Source organism: Candidatus Didemnitutus sp., assembly GCA_019634575.1.
In the GTDB taxonomy this organism is placed as follows: domain Bacteria; phylum Verrucomicrobiota; class Verrucomicrobiia; order Opitutales; family Opitutaceae; genus Didemnitutus.
Map to the genome: position 1 here is coordinate 2520594 of JAHCAY010000001.1, position 15547 is coordinate 2536140.

15 protein-coding genes and 1 other RNA gene are annotated in these 15547 nt (G+C 64.7%); 9 read left to right on the top strand and 7 right to left on the bottom strand.

Going from position 1 to position 15547, the window contains the following annotated elements:
* Positions 1-44 precede the first annotated feature (44 nt).
* A complete protein-coding gene (locus KF715_10665; protein ID MBX3737144.1) occupies positions 45-818 on the bottom strand; it encodes a hypothetical protein in 774 nt (257 codons plus the stop codon).
* 109 nt (positions 819-927) lie between these two features.
* Positions 928-1719 carry a caspase family protein gene (locus KF715_10670; GenBank protein MBX3737145.1) on the bottom strand — a complete coding sequence of 264 codons (792 nt, stop codon included), beginning with the start codon at positions 1717-1719 and terminating at the stop codon, positions 928-930.
* A gap of 109 nt (positions 1720-1828) precedes the next feature.
* Between KF715_10670 and KF715_10675 the strand changes: the two genes are divergently transcribed.
* Both KF715_10675 and KF715_10680 read left to right on the top strand, forming a co-directional pair.
* Positions 1829-2461: a sigma-70 family RNA polymerase sigma factor gene (locus tag KF715_10675; GenBank protein MBX3737146.1), complete on the top strand. Its 633-nt coding sequence runs from the start codon at positions 1829-1831 to the stop codon at positions 2459-2461.
* Positions 2462-2532: 71 nt separating this feature from the next.
* Positions 2533-5520 carry a hypothetical protein gene (locus tag KF715_10680; protein MBX3737147.1) on the top strand — a complete coding sequence of 996 codons (2988 nt, stop codon included), beginning with the start codon at positions 2533-2535 and terminating at the stop codon, positions 5518-5520.
* Here KF715_10680 and KF715_10685 read toward each other — a convergent pair.
* Positions 5517-6128: a hypothetical protein gene (locus KF715_10685; GenBank protein MBX3737148.1), complete on the bottom strand. Its 612-nt coding sequence runs from the start codon at positions 6126-6128 to the stop codon at positions 5517-5519. The two genes, KF715_10680 and KF715_10685, sit on opposite strands and share 4 nt — an antisense overlap.
* Before the next feature lie 271 nt (positions 6129-6399).
* Between KF715_10685 and ssrA the strand changes: the two genes are divergently transcribed.
* Positions 6400-6754: a transfer-messenger RNA gene (gene ssrA, locus KF715_10690) on the top strand.
* 77 nt (positions 6755-6831) lie between these two features.
* Complete coding sequence (locus KF715_10695; protein ID MBX3737149.1) at positions 6832-8157, top strand: hypothetical protein; 1326 nt, start codon at positions 6832-6834, stop codon at positions 8155-8157.
* A 284-nt stretch (positions 8158-8441) separates the two neighbouring features.
* On the opposite strand, the gene KF715_10700 is transcribed toward KF715_10695, so the two are convergent.
* Positions 8442-8735, bottom strand: coding sequence for a hypothetical protein (locus KF715_10700; GenBank protein MBX3737150.1), 294 nt, complete (start codon positions 8733-8735; stop codon positions 8442-8444).
* Between the two features lie 244 nt (positions 8736-8979).
* On the opposite strand from KF715_10700, the gene KF715_10705 reads away from it, so the two are divergent.
* From KF715_10705 to KF715_10725, 5 genes are all read left to right on the top strand, one after another.
* The gene (locus KF715_10705; GenBank protein ID MBX3737151.1) at positions 8980-9714 is read left to right on the top strand and encodes a DUF1573 domain-containing protein; all 735 of its coding nucleotides are present in this window, start codon (positions 8980-8982) and stop codon (positions 9712-9714) included.
* Positions 9715-9716: 2 nt separating this feature from the next.
* Entirely contained in the window at positions 9717-10130 is a 414-nt protein-coding gene (locus KF715_10710; GenBank protein ID MBX3737152.1) for a rhodanese-like domain-containing protein, read from the top strand.
* Complete coding sequence (locus KF715_10715) at positions 10127-10540, top strand: hypothetical protein (GenBank protein MBX3737153.1); 414 nt, start codon at positions 10127-10129, stop codon at positions 10538-10540. Before KF715_10710 ends, KF715_10715 begins: the two co-directional genes overlap by 4 nt.
* A 129-nt stretch (positions 10541-10669) precedes the next feature.
* The gene (locus tag KF715_10720) at positions 10670-10963 is read left to right on the top strand and encodes a hypothetical protein (protein ID MBX3737154.1); all 294 of its coding nucleotides are present in this window, start codon (positions 10670-10672) and stop codon (positions 10961-10963) included.
* 250 nt (positions 10964-11213) lie between these two features.
* The gene (locus tag KF715_10725; protein ID MBX3737155.1) at positions 11214-11390 is read left to right on the top strand and encodes a hypothetical protein; all 177 of its coding nucleotides are present in this window, start codon (positions 11214-11216) and stop codon (positions 11388-11390) included.
* Between the two features lie 15 nt (positions 11391-11405).
* Here the strand turns inward: KF715_10725 and KF715_10730 are convergent, their stop codons facing one another.
* The 3 genes from KF715_10730 to KF715_10740 all read right to left on the bottom strand — a co-directional run bounded on the left by KF715_10730 (position 11406) and on the right by KF715_10740 (position 14387).
* The gene (locus KF715_10730; GenBank protein ID MBX3737156.1) at positions 11406-11600 is read right to left on the bottom strand and encodes a hypothetical protein; all 195 of its coding nucleotides are present in this window, start codon (positions 11598-11600) and stop codon (positions 11406-11408) included.
* Between the two features lie 1047 nt (positions 11601-12647).
* Positions 12648-12791, bottom strand: a complete 144-nt coding sequence (locus tag KF715_10735; protein ID MBX3737157.1) for a hypothetical protein — start codon at positions 12789-12791, stop codon at positions 12648-12650.
* 1251 nt (positions 12792-14042) lie between these two features.
* Positions 14043-14387, bottom strand: a complete 345-nt coding sequence (locus tag KF715_10740; GenBank protein ID MBX3737158.1) for a hypothetical protein — start codon at positions 14385-14387, stop codon at positions 14043-14045.
* Between the last annotated feature and the right edge of the window lie 1160 nt (positions 14388-15547).

A 15547-nucleotide genomic window follows, 5' to 3' on the forward strand; every position in this document is an offset into this window, starting at 1 on the left:
ACGCAGCACCGGGGAGCCCTTCCCTGCGGTGCAGCCTTCGGGCGTCAGAAGGACTTGAGGAGCTTCTTGAAGAGTTCCAGATCGACGCTGACGCCGACGTAGATGTCGTCCTTGGGCATCTTGCTGTTGCCGTAGAAGGCGAGGCCGACATCGAGGTGCACGGCGGACGCCGCTTTTTCCAACGGGCCGAAGCCGACGCTCACGCCGGCGAGGACCGGGCGGGCGGTCTCCGTGCCAATCGTTACTTCCTTGTCGGTCCAGCCGGCCCACAGGTAGATGCCGCTGATGGCGCCGCGCGCCACGACGGGGAGATCGGACATGTCGGGCTCAGCCCCGTCCTCCGGTTCGCCCTTGAGCGCCTCGAGAATTTTCGCTCCACCCGCCGGCGCGACCTGCTTGTCGAGCTCGTAGGGGAAACGACGGTTGTTGGCCTTGCGAGTCGCGTCGCCAAAAATGTTGTAGCGCAGCTGGAACGTCGTGAGGCGATTCGAGGACCGGGTGAGCTGGCCGTAGCCGCCCGTGATGCCGAAGCCGCGCGCGCGCAGCATCGTGGTGATCTCCTCGTTGTCGATCAGGGGGAGTTTTTTCTCGGCCTCGGCGACCTTCTGTTCCGCGGCCTGCTGGTCGGTCGCCTTGTTGCCGCCTTCGTTCAACACCGAGAGTTTGACGGTCTTCGCTGCTTCCTCCTTCGCTCCGTAGTAATTTCTGATCAATTGGCGGTATTCCTCGGGACTCGGTTGGGCCGCGACGGAACGCGAGACGAGGCACAGCACGACGCCAGCGGCGACGGCGGCAAATTGCAGGGATGATTTTTTCATGGGACGGTGGGATTGACGTTTCGGGTCGAAGGCCGAAACGACCCCGCCCCGACGTTTCTTTCAGCAATCCCGCGCGGCCGGCGAAAAATCGGCACCGCGCGGCCCTCCGTCAGTAGCGCTCGAAAATCCCCGCGCTCAGGGCCTGCGGCGACCCGCGGAACTCGGGGTGTTGGTCCCGGTAGCCGCGCGCCTCGAAGGACTGCACGAGGTGCTGGCCGAGCGCCTGATTGCTGGCGAGCGCACCGTGGGCGAGCGCATCGACCAGCACGTCGGTGAACCGGCCGCGATCCAGCTGCGAATAGTCAGCCTCCTCGTTGTCCCGACAGGCGCTGAAAACCATCGCGCGCCCGCCCGCGACCCGCCGGCGGAACCAAAACGGGACGCGCCGGAAAAACCGCCGCGTCCGCCACCACCAACGCCGCACGAACGGCAGGAAGCCGTCGGGCATCGTGCCCGAGTGGCAGGCGTCGAAGAGGCAGTAGATCGACACGCCCGGACGGGCTTCCTTGAGCCAGGCGGCGAGCTCGTCGTCGCGAATCGCCGCCGCAAACGGTCCGGCGTCGTAGGGGTAGATGAATTCGTTGGCGCCGTCTGGCTCGTCCGTATCCGGATCCGCGACCGAATTGCCGTGCCCGCTGTAGGCGATGAGACAGACGTCGCCGGGCTCCGCGCTTTTGATCAGGTCGGCGATGGCGGCCGTGATGGCACAGCGTGTGGCCGCCTCGTTCAACAAAGGCGTGGTGGTGAATCCGCGGCGCGCCAGCTCAGGCGCCAAGAGCGTGTAATTGAGGTCGGCGCCAGGCAGGTCGCCGATTGTCGCGTTGGAATACTTCGCGACACCGATCAACAAGGCGCGCCGCAACGGCGGCCGACGAGAGGAAGAGGTTGTGGTTCGGCTCATGGGACGGAAACGGCGCCGCACGGGTCGATCTTTCAGTGCCGTGCCATTCTTTATGCGAAAGAAAGACGTGAGCGGAAGCGTTACTATGACTAACTTCCGCCACCGTCCCATGGAGCCCGAATCGAATCCGCCGTCCACGCTGCGCACGCGCCCGACCCTGCTGTTCCGCCTGCGCGACTGGCACGACGAGGCGAGTTGGACCGAATTCTACCGCCTCTACTACCAGTTCGTCTTCGGCTTCGCCCGGCGCGCCGGCCTCTCGCACGCCGACGCCGAGGAGGTCGCGCAGGACGTCTTCAAGCGCGTCGCCGAGACCGTGCACGAATTCGAGGCCGATCCCTCGCGCGGCTCGTTCCGCGGCTGGCTGCTCAACCTCACTCGCTGGCGCATCACGGACAAATTCCGCGCCCGCAAGCCGCACGAACGTCAGTCCGGCCCAGCGCTCTTCGACGAGTCCGACCGCACCGCCACCATCGAGCGCGTGCCCGACGGCGCCGACGTGCAGCGCGCGTGGGACGAGGAATGGCAACGCCACGTCTTCGACGCCGCGCTGGCGCGGCTCGCGCGCCGCGTGCCGGCGAAGCACTTCCAGATTTTCGATCTCTACAAGCGGCAGGACTGGCCCGTGCTGAAAGTCGCGCGCGAACTCAGCGTGAACGTCGCAGCCGTCTACCTCATCAGCCACCGCCTCACCAAGCAGCTGAAAAGCGAGGTCGAGACCCTGAAGGCGCGCCTCGCCTGAGCGCGGCATCCTCCGCTGACGCAGCCCGGGATGGACTCCGCTCGCGCAACCCGACAGAAGCGCATCCGGCAATGTCCCCCGCTGCCCCGCCCACGCCGCGCATTCCCGACTACGAGCTGATCCGGCTCATCGGCGGCGGGAGCTACGGCGACGTCTGGCTGGCGCGCGGCATCACCGGCGCGTTTCGGGCGGTGAAGATCGTGTGGCGCGACCGCTTTCCCGACCTCCGGCCGTTCGCGCGCGAGTTCGAGGGCATCACGCGCTTCGCCGCCGTGTCGCTGCGCGAGCCGTCGCAACTCGCGCTGCTCCACGCCGGGCGCGATGACGCCGCCGGGATGTTCTACTACGTCATGGAACTCGCGGACGACACGGAGCAGGGCCGCGCCGTCGACCCCGCCCGCTACCGTCCGCTGACGCTGCGCGAAGTCTTCGCCCAACGCGGCCGCCTGCCCGCCGCCGAGGTCGTCGGTCTCGGCGTCGCGCTCGCCCGCGCCCTCGCGAGCCTGCACGCCGCCGGCCTCGTGCACCGCGACGTGAAACCGTCGAACGTGATCTTCGTCGGCGGCGTGCCGAAACTGGCCGACGTCGGACTCGTCACCGCCGCGAGCACGGAGCAGATCACCTTCGTCGGCACGGAAGGCTTCGTGCCGCCCGAGGGTCCCGGCGCGCCGGCGGCCGATGTCTACAGCCTCGGCAAACTCCTCTACGAACTCGCGACCGGCCTCGACCGGAACGATTTTCCGCGCCTGCCGGCCGAGCTCGGCGAATGGCCGGACCGCCGCGAATTTCTCGAACTCAACGAAGTGCTGCTCCGCGCCTGCGAAGGCGACGTGCGCCGCCGTTTCGCCGATGCGGGCGCGCTGCTCGACGAGCTGCTCCTGTTGCAGGCCGGCAAATCCGTGCGCCGCCTCCGGCGCGCCGAGCGTCGCCTCTCCCGTGCGCTGCGCGTCGCCGCCGCGCTGGCCGTCATCGCGGTCTTCGCCGGCACCGGCGCGTGGGTCGAGCGGCGGCGCGCCAACGTGGAGACGATGCGCCGCGCCGCGGCCGAGGCCGAGCGCGATGCGCTCGCCCGTCGCACGGTCTACGCCGCCACGCTCGCCCGCGCCCAGCGCGCGTTGGAGCAGGATTACTACGGCCAGGCGCGGCGTTTCCTTGCCACGAGCCGCCCGCAAAACGCCGAACCGGATCTGCGCGGCTTCGAATGGCACGCGCTCGACCACGACGCGCTCGGCGACGAGGCGCGGTTGCTCCGCCGCAGCGGCGCGGCGGGCCTGACGGCGCGCAGCTCGCCCCGCGGTCGGTGGTGGGGCGTGAGCACGCGGGAACCGAGCCTGCTGCTGTGGGACGGCCGCACCGGCGAGGAGCAGAAGAAGATCGCCGGAGTCCAGCTGTTCAGCGGCTTCTCCGCCGACGAACAGTGGGCGCTCGGCATCGACGACCATTCGCGACTGAGCCGCTGGCGCGTGAGCGATGGACGGATGGAATCCGCCCCGAGCACGGGGACGCATTGGCCGATCGGTTGGATCGACGGCGCCTGCGCGCTCGCGCTGGTCCAGCGTCCGCAACAGCGGCCGCACGTCCTGCGCTGTTGGGACTTCGCAACGGGCAAAGTCGCGTGGGAGGGCGCGGTGCCGCTCACGGACGAAGCCAACGGCGGGGATTTCTACGGCGCGACGCTGACGGCGGACGGCCGGCATTGCGCTTTGGCGCTGCTGAGCGGTCGCGCGAGCGAGGCGCGCTGGCATGTGCTGGTGCTGTCGTTGCCGGATTTGCACGTGCGATGGAAACGGCCGCTCGCGGATCGGCCGCTGGCCCTGGCGCTCTCGCCGGACGGCGCACAGTTGTTTCTGGCGCTGGGCAACAGCCGGACGGTCTCCGCGTTCGCGGTCGACGCGCCGGAGGGGAGCGCCCCCGAGTGGGAGTTTCGCATGCCCTTCGCGCAACCGGAGGCGCTGGCACTCGACGGCGCGGGCCGGCTGGCGGTCGGCGGGCGCCGCTCGAGCGTGTGCCTGATCGATGCCCGCACGGGCGAAATCATCGCAACCCGGCGCGGGCACGAGAGCGACGTGCGCAGCGCGGCGTTCCATCCGACGAGCCACACGCTGCTCACCACGGGCAGCGGCGGGGACGTCCGTTGGTGGTCGGATCAACCCGGCCGACCGGGCCGCGTGTTGGCGGGCTTCGCGGCACCGGCCGGCGGCGGTCGCGCACTCTGTCTCTCGCCCGACGGTCGCTGGCTGGCCGCGACCGCGCCGGGCGGGCGCGCGCGCTTGATCGCCCTGGACGGCAGCGGAGGCGATCGCGCGATCGACGAGGTGGTCGTGCCGCTGGCTTTCTCCGCCGACGGGAAATTCTGTTGGATGGTTACGCGGCGCGGCACGCTGGAATTGGAACCGGTGGCCGCGGACGGCAGCACGCCGCGACGGAGCGTGGCGTTGCCGTTCGTGCCGATCGCTGCGGCGATTTCCACCGACGGCCGGCGCTTCGCGGCGGTGGACAAGGAAGCGCGGCTCGCGCTCGGCTCGCTCGACAACCCGATGGCCGCGCGCACTTTCTCCGCCCGGCACGGTTACCCGTGGTGGGTGGCGATTTCGCCGGCGGGCGAGCTCGTCGCCACCGGCGGACGCGACGGCGTCACGCGGTTGTGGTCGGCGGAGAGCGGCGAACTGGTGCGCGAATGGCGTCCGGCGAACGCCGCGGTGAACGGCGCGTTTTCACCGGATGGGAAGCTGCTGGCTCTGGTGGAGGAATCCGGCGTGGCCGAGTGGCAGGATGTGCGCGGGCAGGCGCCGGCGCGGGCGTTGCTCACGAGCAGCGGCGTGTTGCAGGGCGTCGTGTTTCACCCGCGCGAGCTGCGTCTGTTGCTCGGCGGGCGCGACGGCGCGCTCCATGTGGTCGACTTGGAGCGCGCGCAGGAGCTCGTGGAATTGCGGGCCGGCTCGAATCAGGAACCGGCCGGCACGCTCGTGCGCATCGCGATCAGTCGCGACGGGCAGCATCTCGCCGGTTATCTCGAGGACGGCTCGATCCGGCTCTGGCACGCGCCGCGCGGAGATTAGTTCTCCATGCTGACCGGCGGATTCGGCGGCGGGCCGCCGTCCTCGAGCTGGGCTTTGAGGCCCGGTGGGTAGAGATCGTAGAACAGCTCCAGGCGGCACTCGGCGGCGGCGAACTCCAGTTGGTAGAGGTGATCGAACTCGATCAGGCCGGTCCGCGGATTCGGATGCGGATTGGACGGGCGGATGAGATAGAATCCGTTGGCCTGCTTCGGCGTGGCCGGACCGGCGGCGCTCGTCTCGACGATGCGCGCGTTGGCGTCGGCGCAGCAGACGCGCAACCAGAGGAATTTCACGCGGTGCTGGGCGCCGAGGTCGTGCAGATCGTATTTGCCGGCATTGGGGACGGTGCCGACCTGCCAGACATGGCGGCGCGAGACGGGGCGGAGGTTCTGTTGCGGCGCGAAGCATTGCCACACGATGTTTTCCCAGCCGGCCATGGTGACATGCAGGGTGTGGGTGGAGCACAGGCTGTAGCCGTGCGGCGGTTCGCCGCATTCCTTATACTGGGCTTCGTTCGGGAAATCGGGGTCGGCGGTCGCAGTGGCGACGACCGGCGCGGCGGCGGCCGGGCCGGCGGATTTTTTCGCGGGGCGTGGGTTCTTTTTCATGGTGGGTTGGGAGGGTTGGGCCGGGGGAATTGTTGCACGATGCATTCCCGGCCAAGGCGCGAAACGGAGGCAGTGCCACGCATCTTTCAGAAAAAGGAGGCACCGGCGACGCCTTTGGCGGGCCGGCTCGAGCTGCCGCTTGCGTTTCGCCTGGCGTTCGATTGGGTAGTCGGTCCTGTTCTTTGACGGCGCACCAAAACGCCGGTCGTCCCGTCACTCGTCCCAGGCCCCTCCGGGCTGCTGGCACTTGCGACTCTTCACTTTCCTTTTTGGGGGTGTTCCGGATTCGACCCTTGGTTGGAGTGCGCAGCTGCCGGTCGAGCGTCGAGGGTCGCTCGCAAATCTCCTCTCGAAAAAAACAAACGGCACCTACGAAGAAATGCCCCTGGCGGCCTAATGGCCGCCTCGTTCCTACTCTGACTCCTGCTAAGGGATAGGAACGTCGACAGCAGGAATAGCGGGTTTGGCCGTCGTGACGGACCCGCCGTATCTTCGACCCACGGCTGGCTGAGGGACGAGCGCGGCTCAACGCGCGCCCGAGGCGAGATTCAAATCTGAGCCTACACCGGTAGATGCGGCGCGCGAAGGCCCGGGGCACAGGGGTTCAACTCCCCTCACCTCCACCATTTTTAAATCTTTGCTCTAAAGTAATTATAAAAGTTGCCGTTTAGCGATGTCTCTCACCCGCTAGATACCCGCTAAAATGGCCAACAAAAGCAAAGGTTTCGTCGTCGTCGCAAAACGTCGTCCGTCCGGTGTTCCTTACTGGATTGTTCGCGGATCGGTCGGAGGGAAGCAGATCAGGAAGGAGTTCTCCGACCGCACCGAAGCGCTCAGTTTTCAGGAGCAGAAAAACAGCGAGCTGTTCGGCGGCGCTGCCGTTGTGCAGGCAACGGTCCTCACTCGACTTTCCGCAGATCTTGTTCGGCAGGCCGAGGTCGTGCTTGCGCAACTCGAGCGCGAATTCCCGGGGGTCAGCCTGCACGAGGTGGTCGATTATTACCGAGCCGCAGCACCCGAACTTCCGGTCCAGGACGTGCGTCGGTTCGCGAGCACGTTCACTCGCCTGAAGGAGAAGTATGCCGACGCGAATTTGGCCGATGTCTGCGACCGCTTTCTGGACACTTACAAACCGGATGCGAACGGCTTCACCTTGGGAGACGCGCTGGATAGCTACGCCGCGGACGTGGAGCGCCGCCGGGAAACGGGAACACTTAGTGAGTGGCAGGCGACCTCGGTTCGCATCGCGATGCAAAAATTCGAGCGTCACTTCGCTTCCGCGACTCGGCTCACGCGAATCACGACCTCCCAGCTGCATGAATACTTGATCGAGACGTCGCGCGCCAAGGACGGCTCATCCAACTACAGTAACAAGACCTGGAGCAACCGTCGGGGTTACCTGACTCGGTTTTTCAATTTTTGCGTGCAAGAAGGATGGATCGACACCAACCCGGCTGTCGCCATTCGGAAATACTCCAAGCGAGAACACCGCCGCGCTACGCCGATGATTTTGACGCCCGAAAAGGCGCGCGAGGTGATGCTCGACGCGGAGAATTTCGCGGACGGCCGCTTGGTCCCGTATTTGGTGTTAACGCTTTTCTGCGGAATCCGACCGAGTTACCGCGACAGCGAGATAACCCGGCTCAATCCAGAGCAAGTGGATGTTTCGCGCGGGGAGATCCGGCTACACGGCCCGAAAACGAAAACCAAGAAGCCGCGGGTGGTGAAACTGCAGCCCAACGTCACCGCGTGGTTGCAGAAATACCCACTCGAGAAGTGGCCAATCATCCCGCGCAACTTCCGAAAGACCATCATAGCCTTCCGCCGCCGCCATGCGCTCGGCTACGACGTCCTTCGGCACACGTATGCCTCAATGCTAGTTGGCAAGACACGGTCGGTCGCAGACGCAGCCTTGCAAGCCGGCAATAGTGAAATGGTTATGTGGTCTAATTACCTGGATCTTGTTCGGGAGGAAGACGCCAAGCGTTTTTGGCTTATCACGCCTGAAGCCGAACGAAACCCGGCCTAGCGGCGACTGCGGGTCGCTTGGAGCCGGCCCCCCCGGGGTCGTCCACGGAACCGCCCCCAACGCCCCGGTTTCGCAGGAAAACGACTGCGGAGTCGCAAGCGCCGGGCGCACAGATTGGGATATTGCGGGCAATCCGTGTCACGCAGCCGGCAGCTGCTGTTGTTCCTTGTGGCGCTTCTCGAGCGAGCGCAATGCGGCGAGACCGTCGTCCGCCGGGACGACCGTGTGACGGAGGAGCGCGAGCGGTAGCGGGCACGTCCCAAGATGGGAGCACCGGGAAACTGTCAGCCGAGCCAGTCCCTCCAGTTACGCCACTGCTTCGGATAAGCTTTCTCCGGATTCGACGGAATGTTTCGGGGCCGAGCTGCCGACCTGGCCCATGCCCGCCAAGCGAGGAGATTGGGCAGCCTTAGTGCCCGCGCGAATTGTCGCGCCTCAGCAAAGGGCAAAAACTCACGGTCAAATACCGCTTTGTTTCCAGTGCCCAGGAAATCTCCCCAACCCGCCCAGCCCCGCTTTCGATAGCAAACTTCGGGGCAGGCCGGAACATTGGCCGGCCGAGCCGGCAAATGCGGCATTTCGCCGCGCTTGTAAGCTCACGCCGGAAACCAAGGCCAAGGTGAAGGCGATGGTCGGTCAGGAGAAAACCGGCGCGGAAATCGCCCAGGCGCTGAATATTTCTCTGCCCAGCGTGCAGAACATCAAGAAAGAGCTCGGGCTCGTGCAGAAGCGCAAAAAGTAAGCGCGGGAAATGTAAAGCAGCATGTGCAATGCGCCACCTCTACTTTGGGACGTGGCGTTTCACGGTGACGGACTCGACCGTTGACCTGCCATTCGGCGGAAAGCCCGGTGCGCCGGCTTGAATTCCTCCCGCAAAACGCAACTGTCTTCGGCATGCGCAGGTGGCAAATTTGTCTCGCGGCGGGGTGCGTCCTGGGGGGCGCATTTTCCATCGCGCATGGAGAATTGAAGTGGGAAGCCAGCCGCATTGAGGTCTCGGTGGCAGCCGGCACTCCGGAAGCGGAGGGTCTCTTCAAGTTCACAAACACGGGACCGGAAACGGTCCGGTTGGCGCAGGTAAGCGCGACGTGCGACTGCACCGTGGCGACGGTGGACAAGCGCGTGTATGCACCGGACGAAAGCGGCGCGATTCGGCTCAAATTCACCTTGGGTGATCGCCTCGGAGTCCACGAAAAGCAGGTGATCGTCACGCCCGAGCCTAATCACACAGGCCCCATTTTCCTGACGCTGCGGGTCGAAATCCAGGAACCCGTCAAAACGTCAAAGCGTCTCTTCCAGTGGGCGAAGGAGACGCCGAATACCCCGCAGCTGCTCGATATTTCTCCCGCGGGCAAACGCGCGGTTATGCGAGTGGAAGTCGAATCCGCACCTCCCGAGATCGCCATCGATCCTGCGGACAAGAAGGAGGACGGTACCTTCCGCCTCAGCCTTCGGCCCAAAACGACCGAGCGGGAAATGACCGCGCAGGTGAAGTGGGTGGTGCTGCTGAGCGACGGGATCAAGTACCGCTTCGGCACGTTCGTCCTGGTTCGCTAGCCATGAAGCGGATCCTTCGGCAATGGCTCTGGGCGGCCGCCGTCGCAGCATTGATCAGCTTGGGGTCGCTGTATTTTCACCGCAGCGAGCTGGTCTGGGCGGCGCAAGCGAACGCGCTGGTCGATTTGCCGGAGGTGTCGAAGTGGCCGAAGGTCCTTTGGGTGGATGCGAGGGCTGAAACGGCGTTTCAAGCCGATCATATCCCAGGGGCCATTTCGCTCAACGAAGCGGACTGGAGCCGGGGCCTGCCCGCGTTTCTCGCGGCGTGGTCGCCCGGCACGAAAGTCGTAATCTATTGCGACTCCGCGGAGTGTGGCAACAGTGCGGAGGTTACGGCGCGGTTACGGCGCGAGCTGCAACTGAAAGACGTCTTCGTGCTGCGCAACGGCTGGAAAGCCTGGAAGGAGCGCTCGTGAAGAATCTGCTCTGGCGGGGGCTGAGCGTCAGTTTGGGGCTTCTATTCGTTTCTGCCGCGGCGACCAAGCTAGGAAGTCCGGCAGCATTCGCGAAGGCGATCACCGGGTACCGTATCGTATCCTATCCACTCGCCACGGTATTGGCACTCTACCTCCCTGCGCTAGAATTCGTGTGCGGCGTAGCGGTTCTGTTCTCGCGGACGCGATTGAGCGCGCTTTGCCTGATGGGAGCTATGCTTCTCGTATTCACGGCCGCTCTAGCTATCGCGCTCGCGCGTGGGGTCGACATTTCGTGCGGCTGCTTCGGGAGCGAGACGCCTGCCTCGCTCGGCGTTTCGTTGCTGCGCGACTGCGTGCTCCTGGCACTCATCGGCGCCCTCGTGAGGAGAGAATTGAAGCTGTTGACCTAGGCAAGATGCCAGACCAGAAGGCGCGACTGAAGGGAGGGAGCAGGATGCATGACGGTCCGTTAGGACGCATCGTGCCGCTTGGTTCGGTTTCTTGGCAATGCGCATACAAGGAATCCACCAGCACAGCACGTGCAGATCAACAATGACCCGCGCATTCCTCTGCTGCTTGCTGATGATGTCGCTCAAGTTGGAGGCGATGCACGCCAAAAGCCAGCGAAACGCGATTTCGGCGTCGCTCTGTATCAACTTCGAGTTTCTCGGCGACAGGAGAAGCGATACTCTATTATCCTGGGCGAATACATCTTTAGGACAAGATACCGCACCAAGTTGGCCTTGGCCTACTTAGTTGCCGTGGCCGTCCTGCTTGAGACATATCTAAAGATCAAATCCGCGTGGCACGATTTTCGCGACAGACAGGCATGATCGAACAGTTCATCTTGACCCACAACGGTGCAAAGCGAAGCTTCGCTGTCACCGCCGGGGTTAAATGCCGCCACGCGCGCCGGGGTTAAACGCCACCACCCCTAAGCGAGTGGATTGCTCATGAAGGATCGGTGAGGTGGGACAAGGTTAAAGCGCTCGCACGCGAGCTGGCGGAGCGAACCGGGACGGTTCGCGGGAGGGGCTCGCTCTCCTTGGGGAGAGCGCGGGGTGAGAGGGGTTGGGTTGTCACTTGGACTTCACTTTGCCGGCGGCGAACCGTCGAAAAGCGGTAACTCTCGCCGGTGATGGCGATGACGGCGTGATGCAGGAAGCGGTCGAGGACGGCATCGGCGGTGGGCGTCTGGAGCAACTGCCCCAGTCTTCGAGCGGTCGGTTGCTGGTCATGATCGTGGAGCGCGTTTCATAGCGGCGCATGATGACTTCAGGCGCAGATACTCGCCGGACGCTGGCTCGCGCGCAGGCCCATGTCGTCGATGATGAGCAGATCAGGTTTGATGTAGCCGCAGGACGCGATCGCGCTGCCCGAGCGTCGGCGAGGATCGCTGGTTTGAAAGATCGAGCGATAACACCGACGCGCGAAACCTAAACGCTGGCGGATCGCCTCGTAGCCGATCACTGGGCCAAGTGACTTTTGCCGACGCCCGGGCGGTCGATGAGCCAACGTGGTTTCAGCGCGGATAAAGTGCCCGGCTGCCGGGATTCGTGGTGTCTGCTTGCTGCGGGAATCGGTTGACCTCAATCAAACTTAATCGGAAGCGGCTTGAGCCGGTTGAAGTCGGCGAGCTTCACCCGACGCTGGTTGCGCTGCTGGCGCGTTGACTTCGTCCGCGAGCACGAGGGTCAAAAAACTCTTCGGTTTAGGAATCGATTGGCGGCGGCTTCTGCGCGCGGCCACACGGACAGCGTCTCGCGCGGCCGGAGGTCATCTGGACCGGTGGAACTGGTTCATGGTTCGTCTGTGGTAATGCCGCAGGTCGCGGATGGCGGTCAGGATTGCAGGAAGTCGATCTGCACGACGTGCTCGTCAGGTTGGTGCGAGTTCACGCACCTCGCGCGCAAACGCCAGCGCCGGGAATGCGGCGGCGCGACCGGTAGGTTCAAACCCGCCACGGGGCGCCAGCGCCAGCAATCCCTGCATAATGCGTCCGGTGGACCGCGATTACGGTGCCCTCGGCCCACGCGCGGTGTTGCGGGCCGATCAACCGACAACGTTCCAACAGATGCCAGCGCCGCTCGACGGCGACGTTTACAGCTGCGCGGACACCCCGCCGCCGCCGTCATAACGATCCAAACGCCGCTCGCTGCCTGCGGTGAATCGGTAGCTCCATGCACACGTTACTCTTCGAACGCGCCTCCCATGCGCCCACGCCTCGCGGCCAAACCGCCTCCGGCGGCGCGGGCAATGCAGTTCCGGCGGGAACCGCCACGTCGCCGTCGCGATGCGGCCATGCGCTTCGCCTCCTCGAGAAACACGGAACGGGCTCGCCAGCTTGCCGAGCTTTTCCAGCGCCGCGCCAGCGCTCAGCCGGGGTGGCGATCGACCTGTTGGCGGATCAATTGACGGATGCCAGCGTGTCAGGCATTCTCATTGCCGCTCCCAGTCAGTGAGGCGGCGTTACTGCGCGGCGAGACTCTCAAACTCCACGACCCTTGAGCGCGCTGTTCAGACATGTTTGACGCCGGCGCGACCGCGCCCGCCCGGCGCCAGGCTGCCGGCCGCCCGTCGCAGCAACGCCGTGCCGTAATGCGCGCAAAAACTCCACTGCTTCCGGTTGGGTTCCGGATCAAACCAGGTCGACTCGATCATGCGACCATTTTCATCATTATCCGGCACGATCGTCCCTTGACGCCGCCGATGGCGCGGAAGGCGTTTTCAAACCCAACGGATCACCGTCTCGGTGTCCTGTATGAACCAACGCTGTAGCCTTTAGCGAGTGCGAGAGCACCGCTCCGGAACAGATGCGGTCAGCGAGCGACGCCCGGACTTACCGCGCCGCGCCCGCCAGGCGTCGACTGCATTCTCCGCGCCCGGCTCGCACTCCATCCGCCAGTTGCGGCGGCTCGACCGTCGGCCGCAGCCGCCGGACAGACAACCCGAAGACGCGCGCTGGCGGCGAAGCGGAACTGCTCCTGGGGTCCTGATGAATTACTTCGCCGTCAGCCGCCCTCACCTGCCTCCGGTTGGACGCCTCCTGCAACACCGAACTCGCCGGCTGGCTTGCGAGCCGACGCCGGGTTGCGGCGGCATTGTTTGACTCGGAGCCGGCCGCGGGTTCGTGGCGGCATTGGCTCACCCCCCAGCGTCGTCTCCAGCCAGCGGCCCCGCCGGTACAGGCTGGGAAGCGGGATTCGATGGCGCAACGCTTGCCGCCCGCCGCGATCTGGTCGACGGTCCACCTTCAGCTCTCGGGCGATCCGACGCTTCGACCAGCCGCGCTCGGCCAGCACTATTATCGACTGTTGGAGGTTCACTTTGATGCGGTTCATTACCCCTCCGGCGAAGCACAACTTCGCCTTCGGCGTAAACTACCCCGCTCAAAGGTGGTGGCATTTCACTCCGGCGCGCCTGGTGGCATTCGCCCCGGCCGTGACACTTCGCACTATAGCCGGTTTGAGTCGCGTGGCTTTACTTGCTTCGAGGTGAACTCTGCTCCTTGGCTGATGCGGAGGAATTCAGGTTGCCAAGGACAGCAGGTTTAGGGGTGGGAGTTCTTGTTGCCGCGTTCGGACGGTAAGCAGCACGTGCAATGCGTCACCTCTGCCGCGAGAAGCTCGACGGAATGCCTTTTCGGTGATCGCCCGGCACGCTGCCCGCATCATCCAGTCAGCGGGCTTCTTCATTGACGACTCATCGTAGCGCCGTCGACTGGGGGCTCATTGAGGATGATGACTACTGCCTACGAGTCGTTCTCGTAGTAGCCACCATTACGAGGCAGACCAACGAGCGGGAGTGAGAGCTGCGATATCGTCTTGGTTGGTCATCTGCGACCACAGGCGCGTGAGCACGTCGCGGGGTGCAAGCGAGCGGATCTTTCCGTGGCGCTGCGGGGCCCGACGATCAGTAGATGGCAGGCGCGACCGGCGTCCCAGGGATGGCCGATGAGAAGGCCAGTTCTTCTTTCCGATGGCCGAGGGCGGATGGCGTTTCATTGAAGGTTATTGGCGGAAAGCGACTCTCGCTGTGGCGCAGATGCGCGGTGAGCAGTTCCCAGTTATCGAGCAGATACGTGCAGGCCTTGCCGGTGAGCGAGCGCGGCAGATGGCGACGCAGGCCGATCGCGGTCCAACGCAGCCAACGCGCAGGGAGTCGAAGAGCGAAGGTGCTCGCTGGCGCGCGCGGCCGCGCCGTGCCAACATTCGCGGCGTCCCATTCGCGTTCACGCAGGTAAAGTTCGCCGATCAAGCGTAACGCTCCAGGGTTCTGCCGCCTTCGGCGATTCGGCAACATCTGATTTGTTTTTGCGCGTGCTCTAACAACCCAGCCACGACATATTCGCGCTGCCATTCAGCAAACGGATGCCTGACGCATCGGACTTCGGCAGTCGCTGTTGGTCGCCGAGTAGGGACGTGAGTTCGCCGTGTCCGGCGCGACAGCCGCCAATCGAAGACGACATCTACCGCCGGGGCGCTGATCACCCACAGCCAACGCAGGTTGTCCCTCCGCGTTTTCATCCGGGTCGTTGCATCGCACCGGGGTCTCGTCGGCTGGACGTAAACCACCGCGACAACTGGTTTTATCCGCCGATGAGCTCGGCTCCAGCCACTGCGGTGATCGCGTCCAATCGGCCATCGTCTGTCGCGAATCGACGCGCTTTGGCGCGCGACATCTGCTCCAAGCGATACAGCGGTGCGTGATCGACGTATTTGCTGGGCGCAGATCAGGGCGCTCTTAGCCCCGCGACGCTAGCCGCCCTGCAGGACGCCGGGGAGCGGGCGCGATCACCGGGAGTTTCTCCGCGGTCGTCGCGTTTGCGCTAAACCTTCGGCTGATCCACGTTTGAAAACTGCGGCAGCTTTCCCATCGGCCTGAAGGTCCGCTCTCATCCAATGCGCTCAGTATCATGTCTCGGGCTCCGCGCGCACCGGCTCCGGCACGATCTCGATCGTCTCCTTCACCAGCACCTTCGCGAAGGTTTCCGCGACGAGGCGCTTTTCCACGAGCGCACTGGCGCTCGCAGGTGATCGTCTGGTCAGGCGCCTCGCTACACTGACCGTGAGCTTTTCAACTCGACCGGCACCGGCAGCGCGCCAGATCGAGCTGCTGTCTTGCCCGCACCAGAAGCGGCGCGCCTGGCCCTCGATCTGCTTTTCAACACCGGTTCTCCTCGCGCAGGAACTGGATTTCTTCGGGGTTGATCGCTGACACACTCACGTCGGCGCGATAAGAGCAGGGCGCACCAAGTTCCGCGCGCGGTATATTATTTTCGCTCAGCGCTCATACGCTGCTGGCGAACCTGTAAGCTCCACACTCATTCCAGCAACAGCACTCAGTGCGGCTTCAGGGGACTCCTCAGCGCACTTCCGCTGCGTCAGCCACGGCGTCCTGTTTTATCTGATCGCTTC

Excerpts from the sequence above, each read along its gene's own strand:
- KF715_10665 (MBX3737144.1), bottom strand. The coding sequence starts at position 818 with ATGAAAAAATCATCCCTGCAATTTGCCGCCGTCGCCGCTGGCGTCGTG.
- KF715_10670 (MBX3737145.1), bottom strand. The coding sequence starts at position 1,719 with ATGAGCCGAACCACAACCTCTTCCTCTCGTCGGCCGCCGTTGCGGCGC.
- KF715_10675 (MBX3737146.1), top strand. The coding sequence starts at position 1,829 with ATGGAGCCCGAATCGAATCCGCCGTCCACGCTGCGCACGCGCCCGACC.
- KF715_10680 (MBX3737147.1), top strand. The coding sequence starts at position 2,533 with ATGTCCCCCGCTGCCCCGCCCACGCCGCGCATTCCCGACTACGAGCTG.
- KF715_10685 (MBX3737148.1), bottom strand. The coding sequence starts at position 6,128 with ATGAAAAAGAACCCACGCCCCGCGAAAAAATCCGCCGGCCCGGCCGCC.
- KF715_10695 (MBX3737149.1), top strand. The coding sequence starts at position 6,832 with ATGGCCAACAAAAGCAAAGGTTTCGTCGTCGTCGCAAAACGTCGTCCG.
- KF715_10700 (MBX3737150.1), bottom strand. The coding sequence starts at position 8,735 with ATGCCGCATTTGCCGGCTCGGCCGGCCAATGTTCCGGCCTGCCCCGAA.
- KF715_10710 (MBX3737152.1), top strand. The coding sequence starts at position 9,717 with ATGAAGCGGATCCTTCGGCAATGGCTCTGGGCGGCCGCCGTCGCAGCA.
- KF715_10735 (MBX3737157.1), bottom strand. The coding sequence starts at position 12,791 with ATGATCGAGTCGACCTGGTTTGATCCGGAACCCAACCGGAAGCAGTGG.